This is a genomic window from Pseudomonas frederiksbergensis (assembly GCF_003732275.1).
GTDB lineage: Bacteria > Pseudomonadota > Gammaproteobacteria > Pseudomonadales > Pseudomonadaceae > Aquipseudomonas > Aquipseudomonas frederiksbergensis_H.
Map to the genome: position 1 here is coordinate 14149 of NZ_MOBM01000002.1, position 19952 is coordinate 34100.

Genomic DNA, 19952 nt, shown 5'->3' on the forward strand with positions numbered 1-19952 from the left:
CGCGTGAGTCGGCGTGCATTTGTCAGGCCCGACGTTTGTGGCGCAGGGCTTGGGGAGCAATGGCCGGATAGGTTCTCACTCCTTTCAAACTTTTCACCGCTACAACGTCACCGGTACAGCACTTTCTCCGCCAACTCATCCGCCACCCGGGCCGGAGAACGCTTTTCCGCCTGGGCATGGGCGAATACTTCGGTCAGCCGTGAACTGATTTTCGACAGATGCGCGGTGATGGTCGTCAGCTCTTCGCCACGGTGTTTGAGCGACACGTAGATCAGCCCGCCGGCATTGATCACGTAATCGGGCGCATACAAAATGCCCCGGCGTTCCAGCTGATCGGCGATTTCCAGATGGATCAACTGGTTGTTCGCCGAACCTGCGACCGCCGCGCAGCGCAGTTGCGACACGCTGTTACTGTTAAGCACACCGCCCAGGCCGCAAGGCGCGAGTATGTCGCACGGTGTGCTGAGCAGCGCATCGTTGGCGATCGGATGAGCGCCCAACTGCTCCATGGCCAGCTGCACCTTGCCATGATCGATGTCGCTGACCAGCAGCTCGGCACCGGCCGCGTGTAGCTGTTCGGCCAAGGCATAGCCGACATTACCCAGGCCTTGAATGGCTATGCGCAGTCCTTCGAGATTATCGCTGCCCAAGCGGGCCATGGCGGTGCTGCGAATGCCGGCGAATACGCCCATGGCAGCGTGCGGTGCCGGGTCGCCCGCGGCGGTGGTGCTGGTGACGAATTGCGTCTGTTGGGCGATGCAATCCATGTCCGCCACTGAGGTGCCGGCGTCGATGGCGGTGATGTAGCGACCGTCGAGTTCGTTAATGCAGCGCCCGAAGGCTTCAAATAGCGCGGCGCGGTTTTCCACATGGGCCGGGCGAACAATCACCGCAACGCCACCGCCCTGAGCCAGGCCCGCCAGGGCCGCCTTGTAACTCATGCCTTGGGCAAGGCGCACGGCATCCTCGATCGCGGATTCATCGCTGGGGTAAGCAAGGTAACGACACCCGCCCAGGGCAGGTCCCAGGCGGCTGTTGTGGATGGCAATCACCGCCTTCAACCCGGTGACCGGATCGACGCTCAGGTGCAGCGATTCAAGGCGAGTGCTTTGCATGAGAGCGAACATCGTAGGGCTCCCGAATCACTTCTTGTAGTCGCCAGTATAGGCTTGCGCACAAAAATTGCAGAAGCGCACCGGAATAAGCGGTGCCGCTTTGAACGCTTTCGGACATAACCTGTTACCACCTGTGTGCGGTACTGGACGAAAACCTGTGACGGGGCTAAAACGAGGCATTGCCCGGAGATTTTGATGACCCCGCGCCAACGTTTTTTCGATTGTCTGCAACGATCACCGCCCGCGCTGTTCGAGGCGGCGCTATGGATGGCTGTCGAACACGATAAAGAGCTGGATCCCGAGGCGGTACTGGCGGACTTCAAGGACCTGCAACAGCGGGTCAGCTATGGGTTGCCGATGCTGCCGGTGAGTGAATTGGCCCAACCGTTGTTGCGGCGAATGAATGACTTGGGGTTCGCCCAGGACGACTCCACGCCCTTGCGCCCGCAAGTGGCGTTACTCAATAAAGTGCTGGAACGTCGGCGGGGGCAGCCGCTGGTGCTGGGCCTGATTGCGCTGGAACTGGCCAGAAGGCTGGAGATTCCCATGGTCGGGGTCAACTTTCCCGGGCATTTCCTGCTGCGGGTGCAAGGCGCCGATCATCTGCTCGACCCGTGCGGCGGGCGACGGCTGTACCCCAATGATTGCCGCGAACTGCTGCAACGCCAGTACGGCCCGAACATGAAGCTCGGCACCGAGCATTTACTGACTGCCGAACCGGTGCAGATGCTGCAACGGCTGTCGCGCAACCTGCGCCAGTTGTACCTCACGAATGACGACTACATCGACGCCCTGATCGACGCCGAGCGCGTGCTTGAATTGGGCAACGCCAGCGCCTCCGACTATCTGGCCCGGGCCAGCCTCTATCAACGACTGGACTGCCCGAATGCCGAGCGCTTTGACCTGGAGCATGCATTGCTGCTCAGTGACGATCCGATCCAGCGGATTCGCCTGACTGAACGGCTCGGGCATTTGCCGCCGAATTCGGTCGTGCATTAAAAGCAAAAGATCGCAGCCTTCGGCAGCCCCTACATTGGGATGGCGTACACCCTGTAGGAGCTGCCGAAGGCTGCGATCTTTTGATCTTGTTTCTGACAACCTTGTTATGGGGTATCGGGCTGGTTCGCCGGATGGGCCAGGAAGAAGGCTGGGTGTGTCGCCGCCAATGCCGCCACCCGACGAATTCGCGGGTAGGCTTGCAGTGAAATATTGAAGCGCTCGGCCGCATACAATTGCGGGATCAAATAGACGTCCGCCAGCCCCGGTTGATCGCCAAAGCAATAACCGATGTCACCAATCAATTGCTCCACCGTCGCCAACCCTTGGCTGATCCAGTGACCGATCCACTCCACCACCTGCGGCTCATCGTGTCCCAACTGCCGAAGCTTATTGAGTACGCTGACGTTATGCAGCGGATGCACATCGCAACCGATCACCGCCGCCACGCCACGCTCATGGGCGCGGGCGGCGAGGTCTTTGGACAGCAATGGCACCTGTGGATAACGTTCCTCCAGGTACTCGATGATCGCCGGTGACTGGATCAGCAACTCGCCCTCATCAGTGCGCAAGGCCGGCACCCGGCCTTGCGGGTTGATGCCCAGATACGTCGGCTGCCGATGTTCGCCACCTTGCGGCGCGATCAGGTTGATTGGCAGCGCCTGGTAATCCAGCCCCTTCAACGCCAGCGCGATACGCACCCGGTAAGACGAGGTCGAACGGTAGTAGGTATAGAGTTCCATGACCCGATCCTCTTAGCGTGCTGGCAGCACTTTGCCGCGGCATTCGCCGAAACCGATGGAAGCAAAACCCTCGCGATTGCAACGCGCCCGCAGAATGATTTCGTCGCCGTCCTCAAGGAATTTACGCACCTCGCCCGACGCCAGTTCGATCGGCTTTTTACCGCCCTCGGTGATTTCCAGCAGGCTGCCGAACTGACCGTTTTCAGGGCCGGACAGCGTGCCCGAACCGAACAGATCACCGGCCTGCAACTGGCAGCCGTTGACGCTGTGGTGCGCAACCAGTTGTGCAACGGTCCAGTACATGTGTTGGGTGTTGCTGAGGGTCAGCCGATGGGCTGGCAGATTTTGCTCGCGCATCGACTCGGTCAGCAGCAGCACTTCGAGTTCGATGTCGAAGGCACCGGCGGCCTGATCACGTTTGTCGAACAGGTACGGCAACGGCTGCGGATCGCCTTCCGGGCGCGCAGGCTGGGCACGACGGAACGGCTCCAGCGCTTCGGCCGTCACCACCCACGGCGAAATGCTGGTGATGAAACTCTTGGACAGGAACGGACCCAGCGGCTGGTATTCCCAGGCCTGGATGTCCCGCGCCGACCAGTCGTTGAGCAGGCAGAAACCAGCGATGTGGTCGGCGGCGTCACCGATGGCGATGGAGTCGCCCATCGCGTTGCCCTGACCGATCCAAATGCCCAGTTCCAGTTCGTAGTCCAGACGTGCGCACGGGCCAAACGTCGGCTCGGTCTGGCCGGCCGGCAGAGTCTGGCCTTTCGGACGACGCACGTCAGTGCCGGACGGGCGAATGGTCGAGGCACGGCCGTGGTAACCAATCGGCACGTACTTGTAGTTCGGCAGCAACGGGTTGTCCGGGCGGAACAGTTTGCCGACATTCTGCGCGTGCTCGATGCCGACGTAGAAGTCGGTGTAGTCGTTGATCCTCGCCGGCAGGTGCATTTCGCAATCCGCCGCCAGCGGCAGCAATTTGGCGCCTTGAGCCTCTATCTTGCCGTGCAGGGTGCTGCCTTCGGCAAACAGTTCCAGCAGACGTTCGCGCAAAGCGACACGAGCCTCGCGGCCCAATCCGAAGAACGCATTCAACTGACCGCCACGGGTGGCTTCGACTGCTTTCTTCGCAATGCCCTCGAACAGGCCGGCATCCAGCGCCGCCTCCAGATCAAAGATATGGTCGCCGATCGCCACGCCACTGCGCGGCGCGGAGCCCTTCACGCTGAACACGCCCAACGGCAGGTTTTGCAGCGGAAAATCCGCATGGCCGTTGGCGGAGGCAACCCAGCTACGAGTGATGGAAGTCTGAGTCATGGATTATCTCCGGGTCGGGTCGAAAGTGGCGGGCAGCGTGGCCCAGCAAGCGTCGTAATTGTTTTGCAGTTGCGGGCAATCCAGGGCGAATCGACTCGGGCGCAACACTTGGCTGGTCTCGAACATGAAGGCCATGGTGTTATCGATTTTAGCCGGCGCCAGTTCAGCGTTGATCGCCTTGGTGCAGGTCTCGCCGTCGGGACCGTGGGCGCTCATGCAGCTGTGCAACGAGGCACCGCCAGGCACGAAACCTACGGCCTTGGCATCGTATTCGCCCTGGATCAGGCCCATGAATTCGTTCATCAGGTTGCGGTGGAACCACGGCGGACGGAATGTCTTCTCGGCGACCATCCAGCGTGGCGGGAAGATCACGAAGTCGAGGTTGGCCAAACCATGCACGCTGGTTGGCGAGGTCAGGACGGTGAAAATCGACGGATCCGGGTGGTCGAAACTGACCGTGCCGATGGTGTTGAAACGGCGCAGGTCATATTTGTACGGCACGTTGTTGCCGTGCCAGGCGACCACATTCAGCGGCGAATGATCGAGCTCACAACCCCACAACCGGCCGAGGAATTTCTGCACCAGGGTGGTCGGTTGCTTGAGGTTTTCGTAATGGGCCACCGGCGTCAGGAAGTCGCGGGGATTAGCCAGGCCGTTACTGCCGATTGGCCCCAGATCCGGCAGGCGCAGAGGGGCGCCATGGTTTTCGGCGATGTAGCCGCGGGCTTGCGGGTCGAGCAGTTCGACACGGAATTTCAGCCCGCGAGGCAGAACGGCGATTTCCAGCGGTTCCAGCTCCAGCACGCCCAGTTCGGTGGCGATGCGCAGGCGACCCAGTTCCGGCACCAACAGAAGTTCGCCGTCAGCGTTGAAGAACACGCGCTCCATGGAACGGTTGGCGCTGTAGTTATAAATGCTGATCCCGGACGGTTGTTCCGCACCCGAGTTGGCGGCCATGCTCACCAGCCCATCGATGAAATCGGTGGGCTCGGTCGGCATGTCCAAAGGGTTCCAGCGCAGGCGATTGGGGGTTACTTCACCCAATGGGCCGCCGGCCAGTTGCCGATCCAGTTTGACGAATGCCGGGTGATTGGCCGACGGCTGAATGCGGTACATCCAGGTCCGCCGTGCTTCGCTGCGAGGCATGGTAAAGGCCGTACCGGAGAACAGTTCGGTGTACAGGCCGTAAGGGGCTTTTTGCGGGGAGTTCTGGCCGACGGGCAGTGCCCCCGGCAACGCTTCGCTGCTGAATTCGTTGCCGAAGCCTGACTGATAAGCCAGCGCGGGCGCCGTTGAATCGAGGTTCATGGAGCCTCCTGAACGGGAGTAGGCAATGGCCTGTCACTCTGCTGAAGAGGTCTTGGCACGCCAGGGTTATTTTTGTCGTAATTCGATTACGCATAACGTAATTTGATTGGTATTGACCGTCAAGCTATAAAGACGCCCATTCGTCCCGGGATCACACCGCCTCATGACCAGCGAAAGCAACGGTAAACAGAAAGTCCGCTCGGCCGAAGTCGGTACCGACATCCTCAAGGCGCTTGCCGAGCTGTCGCCGTCGACCTCGCTATCGCGCCTGGCCGAACACGTGCAGATGCCGGCGAGCAAGGTTCACCGCTATTTGCAGGCGCTGATCGCCAGCGGTTTTGCCGAGCAGAACCCCGCCACCAACCACTACGGCCTCGGCCGTGAAGCGCTTCGGGTCGGTCTGGCTGCTTTGAACAGTATGGACGTGCTGAAAGTCGCCGCCCTGCCCTTGGCCGAGTTGCGTGATGAGCTGAATGAGACCTGCTTTATAGCGGTGTGGGGCAATCAGGGCGCGACGGTGGTACACATCGAACCGGCGGTGCGGGCGGTGACGGTAGTCACTCAATTGGGCTCGGTTTTACCGTTGCTCAGCTCGTCGACAGGGCTGGTGTTCAGTGCCTATTTGCCCCACCGCGAAACCGATGAGTTGCGCGATCTCGAAGTTCGCGCCGTCGACGTTCATCCGTTGGCTGACGAGCAAACCTACGCCACATTATGCGAGCAGATTCGCGAACGCGGTCTGCACCATGTTCACGGTTTGCTGATGCCCGGCGTGGATGCCTTGTCGGCACCGGTGTTCAACGCGGTCGGCCAGGTGGCGGCGGTGATGACCATCGTCGGCCCGACGTCGTTGTTCCATGCCGATGAAAACGGCCCGGCAGCACAACGCTTGTTATCCGCCACCCGCGCCGTTAGTTGGCGGATGGGGTTTGAACCTGCGGGTCCGACAGCATAAAAAAGCGGTTGTGCATGAACTTACGTTCGCACAACCGCTTTTCATTACATCACCGATTCAGCCAGAAAAATCTTCGCCATATTTTCACCGAGTCCATTGACTTCGTCGAACTCCAGCCCTTTAAAACGATACTGCGGATCGAATGTATAAGCTTCGGAAAAAATCCCCAAATGCTCACCTTCGAAATACGGAACTTCGCCGTCCTGTAACCGTAAAAAGAATGCCCATACCAATGTTTGAGAATACGTGACCAACTGATTATCAGGGGGTTGTGCCCCGTTGATATAGACCTTATCAACATCGATTCCACGCCCACTTACTTTTGCATGCAGAATGGCACGCACCCGATCAATATTCAGATCTTCCATGATTTATAACTCAATGATTAATAATTGATAGCGACTGCCTTTCAGGCGCTGACAGGCATATTAGTTAAAATTGTGATTAATGCACGCGACGGTGTGTTTGAATTCATTACATCAACATCCACTACTTTTATCTTCCGCCCGGCAATCAAGTTTTCGATATCAGCCCTAACTTCTTCGCCGTGGCAACGGCTTGCGTCCGACGCTCTGCGCCCAATTTGCTATGTATTCGTCGCGCATGAGTCTTCACCGTATGCAATGAAATAAACAATTGCTCGGCAATCTGCTGATTCGAGTTGCCTTGGGCGATCAAACCCAGCACTTCAAGCTCTCGCCCGCTGAGCGGGTTGGCATCCATCGCGACGGGATTCAATTGTTCATCTTCAACCAATCGGCACAGCAGGCTCGGCTGGCGCAGGCGCAATTCGCGCAATGCCTGTTGCAAGTTGCAGCGGCTCACCAGTTCCAGACCTGCCTTCAGCGCCGACCTGGCCAGCATGGCTTCGCCGATGAGGTCCGCCACTTCGCTGATCGCCAGGTGCAGCTCCGCTTCCAAAGCCAGCATGGCATGGCGTTGCGCGTGATCGAGCAAGGCCTTGAGCTGATCCAGCGGATTTTTCGCCTGTTGCAGATAGGTCTCTGCCAGCACCAACTGATATTCGACCCGCGCAATCAACTCCAGGGTCGCTGGCGGCGCCTGGCGAGCATTCGACCCGCAATAGTGGCGCAGCACGCGCGTCAGGGCCTCGTGTGCCAGCTCCGGGCGGCCTTGTTGCAACCAGAGCTGGCTGCTGACTTGCAGCAGAACGCCGCGGTAAACGGTGTCTGGTATGTGCCGTTGTTGCATCAGCCGCTCAGCGTCGCGCAACCGGACAAACGCCTGGGCGTAATCGCACTTGTTTGCAGCCAATTGGGCCTGCCCCAAAAACCCATACAACACGCGCTTGTCGTGATTGCGCAAGCAATCGTCCAGGCCCGTCTGAAAGAATTCGCCAGCGCGCTCGTCTGCACCCAGGCACAGGGCCAACCGCCCACGACGCAACGCAATTCGCCCCAGCAAGGGTGCAGGTCGATCCGAACGCTGGCGCAGCAATTCATCGACGTCGCAAAGCAGACTTTCGGCCCGCATCGCCGCACCTCGTTGCTCCAGCAATTGCGCATGATCAAGTTCCATCAAGCCCTCGAACACCAGCGAACCTTGCGCCCGCGCCAGGCACAACGCTTCGCGGTTATGGACTTGCGCCACGTCGAGTTCGCCCCTTAGCAAGGCTTGTTGCGTCAGACCGGACAAACACATCAGGCGAGCCGTCCAACACTGGGGATCGAGCGCGTTCAACGCTTCAAGAAAGTGTGCGCGCGAAGTTTCCATTCGCCCTTGCAAATGCAGTAACCAGCCCTGCAGGGATTGCCAGCGCGCAATCAATTGACGCTGAAGCACCGCCGAGGGTTGAGGCGTGAAATTCGCTAAATGAGCGATGCAGAGAGTCGCTTGTTCAAAACGTCCGGCGAACAATAGAGCAGCTGTCACCAATCCGACCAACTGCGGGCTGCCCAGCGTCAGTTCTTCACCTTGCTGCTCATGCAAACGCAACAACAGCACCACCGTCTGTTCCTCGAACAAATGCTCGAAACTGAAGTGCTGCAACAGGCTGACCGCTACTTCGTATTCCTCGGCGAGCAATGCCTGTTCAAAGGCCGACTTCCAGTCCTGTTCGGCGCAGAACCACTGGCAGGCACGCCGATGCCAGGAGCGTCCCGCCGGCCATTGCTCATCGCGCAACAACTGGGTGAACGGGGTGAAAATCTGTAGCCAGTCGGTAGAGTCCCGCCAGGGTTCGATAAAACAGCCCAGCGCTTGTAAGGTCCGCAAGTACTGAGCGCCCTCCCCGGCCCCGAACAGGTGGTCGCACAGTCGGGCGTTGAAGCGGGGCAAGTGGGCCAGTACGCGCCAGGCCTCGCTCAACTCAGGTGTCAGCGAGCTGAACAACTCATGCTCCAGATAATCGAGCAAGGTGCCCGCCCGTCCCAGGGGTTTGTCCTGACGCGACCAGTCGCACTTCTGCAGCAACGCAATCCGCACACCGGCACACCAGCCGCCGGTGCGCTGGATGATCCGGCTGGCCACCTTGCTGGCCTGCTCGGGTACCCAGGGCTGCAATATCTGCTCGACCTCACCTGAAGTGAACGTCAGCGAAGTGCTTTCGCACTCGTACAACTCATCATCAAGCAGCAACCTTGGCCAATTGCAGGGCGGCCGGCGGCGGGCACCCAGCCACCAGGTCAGCATCGGGCTGCTGATCGCCAGCATGCGATCCAGCAGCGAGTCCAGCTCCGGGTTTGGCAGGCGGCAATAGTCATCGAGAAACAGCCAGGTCGGCGTCTGCAATCGCGCCAGACAGCCCAGCAACCCGGTTTCATCCGATGAGGCCAACCCCAGCGTCTCTGCCAGACGATAACGAAAATCCGCCGCGCTCGACGCCACGCCAGACAATGGCAACCAATGCACCCGGCACTGGGTTGGCGCCTGCAGCAGGCATTCGGCGAGCAGCGCGCTCTTGCCACTGCCGGCGGGTGCGCAGAGCAATTTCACCCGTGCCGTTGAGGCCAGTAACGGCTCACTCAAACGGGCCCGCGACAGGTGATGAGAAGACAGGCGGGGCAGGAATCCAGAACGGTCCAGACACGGAGTCATGGCGGTCATTGCGGCGTGCCTTTTTATAATTGTCCGGCCACCCTAGCCCTCTCCAACCCGCTTGTTGAGAAGTATTCAGGACGCTGATTGGCGCCCATAAAAAAGGCGACCCGCAGGTCGCCTCGCACGTCATCAATGTATCAAAACCCTTACCGAACGCCCTCGGCGCGCAGGGCCGATGGGGTGTAGTCAGCAGACTTGGCGTCGAAGCCGAATTCGAAGCTGTGCTTCTCTTCGTTCTTCATTCCCAGGGCAATGTATCGGCCGGCAATGATGTCGTAGAGCGCCTCCAGGGTGTAGGCCGGAGTCTGGTGATCGTAGTAATACTGGGCGTGACCTTCGGCCACTCGCCACAGTTGGCCGCGACCGTCGTAGTGATCCGCCAGCGCCACTTGCCAGCTGTCTTCGTCGAGGTACATGTGGCGCTTGGCGTAGATGTGCCGCTCGCTCGGCTTGACCGTGCCGACCACTTCCCAGACCCGGTGCAACTCGTAACGGGTCAGGTCCTGATTGATGTGCCCGGCTTTCACCACGTCATCGTACTTGAGGCTCGGCGAGTCGAGTTTGTAGCTGTTGTAGGGAATGTACATTTCCTTTTTGCCGATCAGTTTCCAATCGTAGCGATCCGGCGCACCGGAGAACATGTCGAAGTTATCCGACGTACGCAGGCCGTCAGCGGCGGTGCCCGGCCCGTCGTAGGCCACTTGCGGTGCGCGTCGCACTCGACGTTGACCGGCGTTGTAGATCCACGCCAGACGCGGCTCTTTCACCTGGTCAAGGGTTTCATGCACCAACAATACGTTGCCTGCCAAGCGCGCCGGCGCGGTCACCGATTGTTTGAAGAAGGTCAGTACGTTGGCGGCTTTTTCCGGATCCAGGTCCTTCATCAATTGCGGTACGGCGATCTCTTCCTCGAAGCGGATTGGCGTGTAGCTGCCGTTGGTCTGTGGGGTCACCTGGGTGATGATGCGTCGCAGGTTGCCGCCGTGATAACGGGTGATGTGGTTCCACAGCACCTCGACGCCGTTCTTCGGAATCGGGAACGCGTAGTAGCGATTGCCGGTGAAATTGGCCAGGCCGTTGCCGTCGTTGATGCTGTTCACATTCAGCGCGCTGCGTTTGGCCGACTCGTAGATTTCCGGCGGCAGGGCCACGGTGCGATGGGTCGCGTAGACCGGGATCTTGTAGGTTTCCGGGTAGCGTTTGAACATCGCCACCTGGCCATCCGAAAGCTTGTCCTTGTACTTATCAACAGTCGCGGCGGTGATGGTGAACAACGGTTTTTCGCTGGCGAACGGGTCAGCCAGAAAGCCTTTGCTATCGACTGCGCCGGCGTTTTTCGGGATGCCACCGGTCCAGGCCGGGATCGAGCCATCGGCGTTGCCGGCCTTCTCGGCACCCAGCGGCGTAAGTGTGGTGCCGAGCTTGCCGGCTTCTTCCGGCGAGACCGCCGCCATCACGTTGGCGGCCAGCAGGCTCAGGGCCAGGGCGCCGCATTGCAGAATCATCTTGCGCATTAACATCATCCTTCTCAGCCAGATCAGAAGTTCACGCCGAAGCTCAGCGCCAGGAAGTCACGGTCTTCCAGGACGTTGTAATCACCGCCGAAGAAGTCGGTGTAACTGAGGCTCGCGGTATAGGTGTTGCGATAATCGGCATCGACACCGACGCTGACCGCCTTGGCGCCTTCGTTGAACAGTCCGTTGGGACCGTAGCCGGCGACGTCATGGGACCAGGACAGGTTGGGTTTAAGGTTGATCCCGCCGATCACGTTGGCGTAATCGAGGATCGCCCGGGCGCGGTAACCCCAGGAGGTCGAGGTGACGAAGCCGTCGGTATCGCCACCGAAACCGTACTGGCCGTAGACCGAATCACGGCCATAACGCAGCTTGCTCCGCGACTCCAGGCCACCGACCCGAACCACCGCTGCTTCACCGACCAGGGTCAGCCGTTGGGCACCCAGCACTTGGTCGAAGAAGTGCGTCAGGGTGCTTTGGACCTGGGTCACTTCCTTGCGGCGATAACCCGTGTTGTCGGCACCTGGCCGGGTCGCGACGGGCGATGCGGCGCCGCCGGCGATCGGGTTAAGCAACGCCAGGGTCAGGTCGTTGGTGTTGACCTGCACCGGAGCGTTGGGCCGGTAGCTGATTTCGCCGGTCCAGGCAGTGCCGGTGGGCAAGGTGGTGGAGAAGCTCGCACCGTACAGACGAATGTCTTCCGGGTATTCGAGGTAATACTGGCCGCGCCCGAGCATCACGCTTTGGGCCAGGCCCGAACCGCTACCCGGGGCCAGACGGTTGGCAATGCTGACCATGCCGGGCAGGCTGGCCAGTGTCGACAGCCCGGCGGTGGTGGTGCCGACGGTCGGGGTGCGACTGTGGTAGTTCATGAAGTAGAGGCCGTATTCGGTGTCGTCACCGAGCCAGCGCAAGGCTGTGCCCCACTGTCCCGAGTCCCGGGCATCGCGGTCGCCACCACGGGGCACGATCACGCCCTCACGGCTGACCTGGATAGGTTGGCCAAAGGCTGCCGCGAGCGGCGCCAGCGGCGCAATCGCCGGGCTGCCGACGGTGTAACCGTTGTTGCAGCCGTCCGCCGCCACGTCGACGCCAAAGAAGGTACCGCAGTTGTCGAGAACGGTCTGGTCCCACTCCAGTTGGTAAAAGCCTTCCACCGTAAGTTGATCGGTCAAGCCTTGGGAAGCGAACAGCATGTTCACCGGAATCAGGCCTTCCTTGATTTCGGCGCCAGGACGACGGAAGGCGGAAACGTCGACCGGGTTGATGCTGTTGATCGAGTTGCCGATGAAGGTGCTTTCACCCCAGCTGACCACCTGCTTGCCGGCGCGCACGGTGCCTGGCAGATCGGCAATGGAATAGTTGTGATAGACGAACGCATCGAGAATCTGCGCACCTGACGACTTGGCGCCCTCTTTGCGACCGTTGTCACTGATCTGCTTGAACTCGCGGTCTTCGTCCTTCAGCTCGAAGTCATACCAGTACTTGCCACGGACGAACACACCCGTATCGCCGTACTTCAATTCGAGGTCGTGGATGCCTTTGAAGATCTTGGAGAAGGTCTCGCCTTTCTTGAAGTTCAGGCGCCCGTCATCACCGGTCGAAGACTGGCCGGTACCGCCGTTGACGGTACCCACCAGTGACTTGTCGGCATCGCGCATGCCCCAGCTCGCGCCGACCGACAACGAGGAATCGAACTGCCCCTCGATTTCGCCGATGTTGAATGAAACAGCCTGCGCCTGAGCACAGCAGCCCAAGGCCACCGCAACGGCCAGCGCTTGCGGTTTGAAGATGGCGCGCATTGTTGTTTTTGTCATGCGTCTTCCCCGGTGAGTGACAGAAGGCCCCACCCTACTGCCGCACGCCGAGAGCGATAAGCGCACCAAGGAGGTATTCGCGCTGTACCTCCAAAGGATGAATGCCCGCATGGGGCGGGGGTTTGCGCGGGGTATGGACGGGCTGGATGGAGGGTTATCAGTGCAGCGCATGGGACATGGATGAAGCCGGGGTGTGCAGCAGCTGCCGAAGGCTGCTACAGGGTCAGCCAGAGACTGTTGCTCAGACTGCAACAGTGCATGTCCGGAATCGCTATTTTTCCTTTGCGCTCAAGCCCTTATTCTTGCCGGGCTTTCACGGCAAACGGCCTGAAAGCACGAAGCGACGGGGAGGATAAACCACTCCGTTGGCGACAGAATCCAGATGATTTGAAGCGTATTTTTCGACTCATCGCCCCGTGTTCACTGACGTTGATTTATTGCTCCTTGATCAAACGTCTTACTTTGGCCGCTGCGTTTGCAGCGGCCTTTTTTATGTGGGTTTATTTCCGAGATAAAACTTCTTGTTTCCTACATCACTGTCGGAAACGCTCACCTGCCCGGCTTTTACGTTGGAATTTATAGTCTTTCTCGGCGCCCTGGATGGCGCTGATACACAGGACCATGAACGGCCGTCATCATTGGATGCCGGCATGGCTATTCCAGTATTGGAATCGAAAGGAATTCGATATGCCGCAAGAAAAAAACATCCTTGTTAATAGAGGTAGACCTCGTACGCCTTCGTCGTCTTCTGGTTTTGGATTTGGCGCCGGGGGCGTGTCAAACCCCGACCACTCCGATCGTGCATATGACTTAATGGATTCCGCCACTGATTGGCTGATTGATAACAATGCTTATACCGAGGAGCTCTTCAACGAAAACATCAAGAACATCATTCATATAACCGATTCCGAACTTGCAAAAACAAGAGCGGCCGTTGCTACAGTGGTACCCCTTGGAACCGACGCTCTCGAGATTGAATTACGGACGCTTAAGCTACAACTTTTCAAAACCAGGACAGATCATCAAGAACACATAGGAATAGCCAATCTTTATTATGGCCATGACCCACTGACCCACAAAGGTGAAAACCCTGACTACAAGGGTTTCGATGTCCCCCCGGGTCGTCATGGAGGGCAAAGGGGTTATTACAGAGCAGTAGAAAAATGGAATATCGCTTACGCCGCAGCTTACGAGGCGAAGTTCCTGGCTGAGCAGATAAAGCTGTTGGACGCCCGCTTAGCCACACAAAACAACGCCATTGCCCAGGCCAACGCAAAAGCGGCGGCAGCGGCTCAGGCAAGAGCCTTGGCTGAAGCCAAACGCGTAGCCGAGGAACAGGCACGCAAAGCGCAAGAGGCACAGAAAGAAGCACAGCGCTTGGCCGCCGAAGCCGCACGCAAAGCCAAAGAGGCGAAAGAACGAGAGGAGATTGCTGCAAAAGAGCGTGCAGAAGCGGATGCCCAGCTTAAAGAACTGTATGCATTTATCGCCGCCATGGACGCAGCCAGAGCCAATCGACCTTTTCCCGTATCGGGATCGGCTGTGGCAGCTGGCCCGGTGTTCACCTTGGCAATGGGTCGTCTCGCCACTCATCCAGCCACTACCCAGGCAATCAGGGGGGCGCTGCAAAGCGCAGTAGCCGCAGTGATTGCGGCGGGTACCGCGTCGGCAAGCGCGGTGATGGTCGGGTTCGCCGCGCTGCTGTTCCCCTCGCCACTAGGTAACAGTGATCGGCGCGAAATGAGCATCCCTTTGATTTCGGATCTGGTGCCCGACAACCGCCACAACTGGAGCCTCACACTCTCGACATCCGAGCCTGACGATCTCCACGCCTTGAGCGTCCCGCTCTCGGATCTCGTGTCCGATAGCCTCCCTGACTTGCACGCCATTGCCGAGGCCAATGGAGACATCGAACTGCCGGTCGTGATGGGCTCAAGGACTGTGGGCAATACCACCGAGTTCTTTGTTGCGGCCACCCACGGAACGACAGTGCCTTCCAAAGTGCCGGTGCGGCTCGCCACGCTCGACACGACACTGAACGCCTACACGTCCTATAACCCGGATGCCCCGTCCATCGGCATGACCTGGTCGCCGATAGTCAAGCCGAACAACGCGTCAACCTCCCTCCCGGCGAGCGAGCAGAACGTCGTCGTTTACGACGGCACTACCGTGACCGCTCTCGAAGGAAGGATCGATACGTTCCCGGAGCTGGATCTCTACAGTTTTGGGGGCTTCATCACGGTGTTTCCGGCTGAGTCGGGTATGCCGCCTGTTTACACGATGTTCAGGGATCGGCGGAATGAGCCGGGGGTGGTCAGTGGTTATGGGGAGGCGGTTTCCGGTGTATGGCTGGGAGTTGCCTCACAGAGTGACGGTGCAGCCATCCCGAAGCAGATTGCGGATAAGCTCAGAGGGAAGGAGTTTTCGAATTTCAGATTGTTTCGGGAAAGCCTATGGAGAGCTATCACAGATGATGTTGACTTGGCCAAACAGTTTAGGCCTAACAATATAAAGGCAATGAAAAAAGGGCACGCACCATCTTCGCGTGAAGAAGATCACCTTGGCAGCAACATAAAATTTGAACTACACCATATAGAACCTGTTTCCGAAGGCGGTGCCATATATGACATTGACAACATTAGAATTGTCACCCCTAGAAGACACTCGGAAATACACAAAAAAGGCCAGCCACATGAACTCAACTAATATTTCAGACTATACAGAAGCAGAGTTTATTGAGTTAACAACAAAAATCTGTAGTGCGGACTATTCAACTGAAAAAGAACATATAGATGCAATACTTCTTTTTAAAAAACTAACAGAGCACCCGCTAGGTTCCGACCTTATTTACTACTCAGACTCTGACGAAGACGCAACACCTGAGATCATCATCAAGAAAGTGAAAGACTGGCGAGCCGCCAATGGAAAACCTGGCTTCAAAGCTGAATAAAGCTTTTGCCAAGCCTGCTATAACTCAGCGGCTTGGCATTTACGTTTTTACTGTTAACCCAATGCAAACTGACTCAAAAACTGAGTATCGCAATGACCGACAACGAAAAAACCAAACCTGTAAAGTCGCAGCTTCATCGAGCCATTTTCTCCGACGCCGATAACATCATGATTCAGCGTATGGAAAAAATTCTGCAAGGCGCACTGGAGATGACCGATATAGACCGGAGGTTTTATGCTCATAGCCTACGAGTACTTGAAAGATTTCGAGCCATGGGTATCCATGACGACTTCATTCCGAGGAGTAATCCATCCATCTGGAACAATGCCCATACTGCCGCGTTGGAAGACTTCAAACTCAGCGACGACGAAACGCTGCGTTATACGGAAGAAGCGATAGAAGCTGCTAAACGACAAGAGCTTTGGGCTTTTGATTGCGCCACTGCAACGAAAATTTCGGTGACTGCTCTCGAACAGATTGTGAAGACCGAATGCATAAGAGACCTGCTTCTGGTGTTTGCAATCAGTCTGGCATTTCCTTCGATCGACCGAATGTTTGGACGATATCGATTCGATGTGATTGCCAGTGGTGAGCTGGTGAGAACCTATGAGCGACTTTTCGAGGAATGTGTTCTAGCCGAAGGTGTCGGTGCGGTCGCGATCAAAGGCCCCAATTGGAAAGCACCACAGTTCGTCATAGAAAAACGTTACGTCGAGTAAAGAATGACGCCCCCAAGCCGCACCCAGTGGCTTGGGGCGTCAGTGCCCTTAAATCGAATACCTCTGCAAGTTCTCCATCATTTCCTTCAACGCTTCAATATTGTCCTTCGGATGCGCTGCCCCCTCGAAATCACAAATCTGCTGCCAATGCGCCGCCACATCTTCCGGCGAAAACCCCACCCGCGGATCAAACCCGGCGCCCAGGCTGCGTTCCCAGCGCACCTTGCCCATCCAGCCGCCACCCACTTCGAACAACCCGGACGTTTCCTGACAATGCTCGCTGGCCAGGTACACCACCAGCGGGCTGACCAGTTCCGGTTTGAGTTGTTCGAACACTTGCGGCGGGATCAGGCCCTCGGTCATGCGGGTGCCGCCGGTGGGGGCGATGGCGTTGACCAGGATGTTGTGCTTGCGACCTTCGATGGCCAGTGTGCGGGTCAGGCCATAAAGACCGAGTTTGGCCATGCCGTAATTGGACTGGCCGAAGTTGCCGTAAATGCCCGAGGTCGACGCGGTGAAAATCACACGACCATAGTTTTGCTCGCGCATGTGTGGCCAGGCGGCGCGGGTGACCTTGTAGGCGCCTTCGACGTGGACGCGGTAAACCAGGTCCCAGTCGCTGTCGTCCATTTTGTGAAAGGTCTTGTCCCGCAGGATGCCGGCGTTGTTCACCACAACATCGACACGGCCGAATGTGTCGAGGGCATTCTGGACGATTTTGTCACCGTCGGTGACAGAGTCATGGTTCGCCTCGGCAGTACCGCCCGCTTCACGAATTTCTGCGACCATGCGATCGGCCGCCGAAGCATTGGCGCCTTCACCTTGAGCCGAGCCGCCGAGATCATTGACCAGCACTTTGGCACCCTGTTTTGCGAACAGCAGCGCGTGCGCCCGCCCCAAGCCACCGCCCGCACCGGTGACGATCACCACTTTATCTTCGAAGCGCACAGACTCATTCATGGGGAACTCCAGCAGGCCAAGGGACAATGAGTGCGAGTGTCAGCCACGGGGCTGCCGGTCACAATGAACACGGGGGCGGCTGAATGGTGCGCGATAAGGCAGCGGGATAATCAGGAACAGGCCACCTTGCGCGCCGGTGAAACCAACCGGTCGCGAAACTCCAGATAGTAATTGAGCACCTGCGCCGGCGCTTCGATCTGCGGGTAATGGCCGATCTCAGGTAGCAGGACCGTGTCCGAGTCGGGAATCAGTTGCCGATAGCGCGCCACCATGTGCGCGCCGGAAACCGGATCGACCTCGCCATCGATGACCCGTAACGGCACCTCGCCACGCTGCATGGCGCTGACCCAACGTTCACGCTGGACACGGCGCTGCGGGATATAACTGATCAATTTGTGCATGATCCGTTGCCCGTGATTACTGTCGACCAGGCTCCAGAAATCATCCAGTTCACTTTCGGTGGGTCGGGTCTGCGGACCGAACACCTGCTGGAAACTCTTCACCAGCGCATCACGGGTAAAGGCTCGCCCGATCATCCAGCCCAAGGGGCTGAGCAGGAGTTTTTGCATCAACACCGGGCGATGGGTTTCGGGAAACAGCCCACCATTGAGAAACACGCAACTGGCGATATCAGCGCGCGCTTCATAGTGCCGGGCCAATAGCTCCTGGGCCACGCTGTCGCCATAATCGTGTGCCAACACGTGAACGGGTTGATCAACGTTCAGATGCGCCAGTAAGGCCTGTTGCAGATCGGCCTGTTCCAGCAGGCTGTAGTCGTGGTTCACCGGTTTGGCCGAATCGCCGAAGCCGAGCATGTCACAGGCAATCACCCGATAGCGCTGCGCCAGCGGCTGCCACAGGTAATGCCAGTCCCAGCTGGCGGTCGGGAAGCCATGAATCAGCAACAGCGGCTCGCCCTGCCCCGCTGCCCAATAGCGGATGGTCTGACCGCGAAATACGAACGTCTGACCGCGTTTGCGCCAGACACACAGGGGGATCTCGGCGAGTGCCATTTAGAGTTTATAACCCGGGTCTTGTTTATCGAGTTTGCGCAGCAGCGCCGGCCAGGCCAGCGCGCCGCCCATCCCTTGAGCACTTTTGGTGACACCGGCAATCATCGCCTTGGCGCCCGCCAGAATCTGCGGTTCGATGGCGATCAGCTCCGCACCACCGTTCTGTGCCAGCACCTGAATCTCGCAGGCACGCTGAAAGGTAAACATCATCAGGAATGTATCGGCGATGGTGCCGCCACAGGTCAGCAGACCGTGGTTGTGCAGCATCAGGAAATTGTTTTCTCCGAGGTCGGCTTGCAGTCGCGCCTTTTCTTCATGGTTCAGCGCAACGCCTTCGTAGGCGTGATAAGCCAGGCTGGAAAGGACGAACAAGGACTGCTGACTGATCGGCAAGATGCCGTGCTTCTGAGCTGATACCGCCACCCCCGCCGCGGTGTGGGTGTGCAATACACACACGACGTCATGACGGACTTCATGCACGGCGCTGTGGATGGTGTAACCCGCCGGGTTGATCTCGTAAGGGCTGTCCATCAACTTGTTGCCGGCCTGATCGACCTTGACCAGGCTCGACGCAGTCATTTCATGGAACATCAGCCCGAAGGGGTTGATCAGGAAGTCTTCAGTGCCCGGCACCTTGGCGGAAATATGCGTGAAAATCAGATCGTCCCAGCCATGCAGGGCGACCAGACGATAACAGGCAGCCAGATCGACGCGTGCCTGCCATTCGGCGGCACTGACTTTGTCTTTGATGCTGTGTGGCGATTGGACGGGGGCTACGCTCACGGCAAGGATTCTCTTTTTTATTTTTCTGGGTTTTTATTGTTTTTTGCTGCGTTACAGCAGTCTAGTCAGCCCCCGGACTTCGTGTAGTTGCATTGGCAGCCAGCTTGATGGCCGAGCGAGTCAGTGCGCGGGTGAGTCTGGATCCATGTCAAAGCACTGCCACCAATAAAGGCGCGAGCGGCCGGTCAACTCCGCAAAACGCTGACCAGTTCCGCCAGCCAAGGCTCGGCGTCGGTTTCCGGCGTCACGGTTTCGCTGGCGTCCAGGCGCAGCATCGGCAGGACTTCACGTACGCCCAGTTCGCCGAACAATTCACGCATTTGCTCACCGCCGCCGCAGAACGTATCGCCATAACTGGCGTCGCCCAAACCGATCACCGCGCCCGGCAAACCACGCCAGGCGGCGGGCAACTGATCGCGGATGGCGAAATACAACGGTTGCAGATTGTCCGGCAACTCGCCCATGCCGGTGGTCGAGGTCACCGCCAGAAATGCTTCGGGGCCAAACGCCTGAACATCGGCGAGTGTCGCGCGCGGGTTGTGCCAGGTTTCAAAACCGGCAGCGTTCAAAATGCTTGCAGCGTGGCGGGCGACTTCTTCAGCCGTGCCGTACACCGAGCCGGAAAGGATGGCGACTTTCATCAATCTGATCCTGGAGCTGAGTAAAGGGTCGAGATATTAACAGCAGGGCCCTCATTGATCT

Annotated in this window: 17 protein-coding genes; 5 read left to right on the top strand and 12 right to left on the bottom strand. The window is 58.4% G+C overall.

Features of this window, described 5'->3' with window-relative positions; all coding sequences use genetic code 11:
• Positions 1-107: 107 nt before the first annotated feature.
• Positions 108-1127, bottom strand: coding sequence for a Glu/Leu/Phe/Val dehydrogenase family protein (locus BK662_RS00370; RefSeq protein WP_007907941.1), 1020 nt, complete (start codon positions 1125-1127; stop codon positions 108-110).
• A 183-nt stretch (positions 1128-1310) separates the two neighbouring features.
• Here BK662_RS00370 and BK662_RS00375 point away from each other — a divergent pair, with 183 nt between their 5' ends.
• Complete coding sequence (locus tag BK662_RS00375) at positions 1311-2114, top strand: SirB1 family protein (protein ID WP_123355791.1); 804 nt, start codon at positions 1311-1313, stop codon at positions 2112-2114.
• A 104-nt stretch (positions 2115-2218) separates the two neighbouring features.
• On the opposite strand, the gene maiA is transcribed toward BK662_RS00375, so the two are convergent.
• Genes maiA through hmgA form a run of 3 tightly spaced genes read right to left on the bottom strand, consistent with a single transcriptional unit; the run spans position 2219 to position 5479 of the window.
• Positions 2219-2854 (bottom strand): maleylacetoacetate isomerase, encoded by a 636-nt coding sequence (gene maiA, locus BK662_RS00380; protein ID WP_123355793.1) that lies wholly within the window; start codon positions 2852-2854, stop codon positions 2219-2221.
• Between the two features lie 12 nt (positions 2855-2866).
• A complete protein-coding gene (gene fahA, locus BK662_RS00385; RefSeq protein WP_123355795.1) occupies positions 2867-4171 on the bottom strand; it encodes a fumarylacetoacetase in 1305 nt (434 codons plus the stop codon).
• A 3-nt stretch (positions 4172-4174) separates the two neighbouring features.
• Positions 4175-5479: a homogentisate 1,2-dioxygenase gene (gene hmgA, locus BK662_RS00390; RefSeq protein ID WP_123355797.1), complete on the bottom strand. Its 1305-nt coding sequence runs from the start codon at positions 5477-5479 to the stop codon at positions 4175-4177.
• A gap of 163 nt (positions 5480-5642) precedes the next feature.
• Here hmgA and BK662_RS00395 point away from each other — a divergent pair, with 163 nt between their 5' ends.
• A complete protein-coding gene (locus BK662_RS00395) occupies positions 5643-6434 on the top strand; it encodes an IclR family transcriptional regulator (protein ID WP_123355799.1) in 792 nt (263 codons plus the stop codon).
• 44 nt (positions 6435-6478) lie between these two features.
• On the opposite strand, the gene BK662_RS00400 is transcribed toward BK662_RS00395, so the two are convergent.
• From BK662_RS00400 to BK662_RS00415, 4 genes are all read right to left on the bottom strand, one after another.
• A complete protein-coding gene (locus tag BK662_RS00400) occupies positions 6479-6802 on the bottom strand; it encodes a hypothetical protein (RefSeq protein ID WP_123355801.1) in 324 nt (107 codons plus the stop codon).
• Between the two features lie 145 nt (positions 6803-6947).
• Entirely contained in the window at positions 6948-9500 is a 2553-nt protein-coding gene (locus tag BK662_RS00405) for a LuxR C-terminal-related transcriptional regulator (RefSeq protein ID WP_123355803.1), read from the bottom strand.
• A gap of 140 nt (positions 9501-9640) precedes the next feature.
• A complete protein-coding gene (locus BK662_RS00410) occupies positions 9641-11008 on the bottom strand; it encodes a DUF1329 domain-containing protein (RefSeq protein ID WP_123355805.1) in 1368 nt (455 codons plus the stop codon).
• Between the two features lie 23 nt (positions 11009-11031).
• Positions 11032-12825 (bottom strand): DUF1302 domain-containing protein, encoded by a 1794-nt coding sequence (locus BK662_RS00415; RefSeq protein ID WP_123355807.1) that lies wholly within the window; start codon positions 12823-12825, stop codon positions 11032-11034.
• A 687-nt stretch (positions 12826-13512) separates the two neighbouring features.
• On the opposite strand from BK662_RS00415, the gene BK662_RS00420 reads away from it, so the two are divergent.
• The 3 genes from BK662_RS00420 to BK662_RS35080 all read left to right on the top strand — a co-directional run bounded on the left by BK662_RS00420 (position 13513) and on the right by BK662_RS35080 (position 16494).
• Positions 13513-15531, top strand: a complete 2019-nt coding sequence (locus tag BK662_RS00420) for a pyocin-S2/colicin E7-DNase domain-containing protein (RefSeq protein ID WP_259695861.1) — start codon at positions 13513-13515, stop codon at positions 15529-15531.
• Positions 15518-15775: a bacteriocin immunity protein gene (locus BK662_RS00425; RefSeq protein ID WP_123355809.1), complete on the top strand. Its 258-nt coding sequence runs from the start codon at positions 15518-15520 to the stop codon at positions 15773-15775. The genes BK662_RS00420 and BK662_RS00425 overlap by 14 nt, the downstream gene beginning before the upstream one ends.
• Positions 15776-15867: 92 nt before the next feature.
• Positions 15868-16494: a hypothetical protein gene (locus BK662_RS35080; protein ID WP_259695862.1), complete on the top strand. Its 627-nt coding sequence runs from the start codon at positions 15868-15870 to the stop codon at positions 16492-16494.
• A gap of 48 nt (positions 16495-16542) precedes the next feature.
• Here BK662_RS35080 and BK662_RS00435 read toward each other — a convergent pair whose 3' ends face one another.
• From BK662_RS00435 to BK662_RS00450, 4 genes are all read right to left on the bottom strand, one after another.
• Positions 16543-17454, bottom strand: coding sequence for an SDR family oxidoreductase (locus BK662_RS00435; protein ID WP_123355811.1), 912 nt, complete (start codon positions 17452-17454; stop codon positions 16543-16545).
• A gap of 110 nt (positions 17455-17564) precedes the next feature.
• The gene (locus BK662_RS00440; protein WP_123355813.1) at positions 17565-18467 is read right to left on the bottom strand and encodes an alpha/beta fold hydrolase; all 903 of its coding nucleotides are present in this window, start codon (positions 18465-18467) and stop codon (positions 17565-17567) included.
• Entirely contained in the window at positions 18468-19250 is a 783-nt protein-coding gene (locus BK662_RS00445) for a class II aldolase/adducin family protein (protein ID WP_123355814.1), read from the bottom strand.
• Positions 19251-19435: 185 nt separating this feature from the next.
• A complete protein-coding gene (locus BK662_RS00450) occupies positions 19436-19891 on the bottom strand; it encodes a flavodoxin (protein WP_123355817.1) in 456 nt (151 codons plus the stop codon).
• Positions 19892-19952 lie beyond the last annotated feature (61 nt).

Coding starts and splice junctions, on each gene's coding strand:
- BK662_RS00370 (WP_007907941.1), bottom strand. CDS start 1,127: ATGTTCGCTCTCATGCAAAGCACTCGCCTTGAATCGCTGCACCTGAGC.
- BK662_RS00375 (WP_123355791.1), top strand. CDS start 1,311: ATGACCCCGCGCCAACGTTTTTTCGATTGTCTGCAACGATCACCGCCC.
- maiA (WP_123355793.1), bottom strand. CDS start 2,854: ATGGAACTCTATACCTACTACCGTTCGACCTCGTCTTACCGGGTGCGT.
- fahA (WP_123355795.1), bottom strand. CDS start 4,171: ATGACTCAGACTTCCATCACTCGTAGCTGGGTTGCCTCCGCCAACGGC.
- hmgA (WP_123355797.1), bottom strand. CDS start 5,479: ATGAACCTCGATTCAACGGCGCCCGCGCTGGCTTATCAGTCAGGCTTC.
- BK662_RS00395 (WP_123355799.1), top strand. CDS start 5,643: ATGACCAGCGAAAGCAACGGTAAACAGAAAGTCCGCTCGGCCGAAGTC.
- BK662_RS00400 (WP_123355801.1), bottom strand. CDS start 6,802: ATGGAAGATCTGAATATTGATCGGGTGCGTGCCATTCTGCATGCAAAA.
- BK662_RS00405 (WP_123355803.1), bottom strand. CDS start 9,500: ATGACCGCCATGACTCCGTGTCTGGACCGTTCTGGATTCCTGCCCCGC.
- BK662_RS00410 (WP_123355805.1), bottom strand. CDS start 11,008: ATGCGCAAGATGATTCTGCAATGCGGCGCCCTGGCCCTGAGCCTGCTG.
- BK662_RS00415 (WP_123355807.1), bottom strand. CDS start 12,825: ATGACAAAAACAACAATGCGCGCCATCTTCAAACCGCAAGCGCTGGCC.
- BK662_RS00420 (WP_259695861.1), top strand. CDS start 13,513: ATGCCGCAAGAAAAAAACATCCTTGTTAATAGAGGTAGACCTCGTACG.
- BK662_RS00425 (WP_123355809.1), top strand. CDS start 15,518: ATGAACTCAACTAATATTTCAGACTATACAGAAGCAGAGTTTATTGAG.
- BK662_RS35080 (WP_259695862.1), top strand. CDS start 15,868: ATGACCGACAACGAAAAAACCAAACCTGTAAAGTCGCAGCTTCATCGA.
- BK662_RS00435 (WP_123355811.1), bottom strand. CDS start 17,454: ATGAATGAGTCTGTGCGCTTCGAAGATAAAGTGGTGATCGTCACCGGT.
- BK662_RS00440 (WP_123355813.1), bottom strand. CDS start 18,467: ATGGCACTCGCCGAGATCCCCCTGTGTGTCTGGCGCAAACGCGGTCAG.
- BK662_RS00450 (WP_123355817.1), bottom strand. CDS start 19,891: ATGAAAGTCGCCATCCTTTCCGGCTCGGTGTACGGCACGGCTGAAGAA.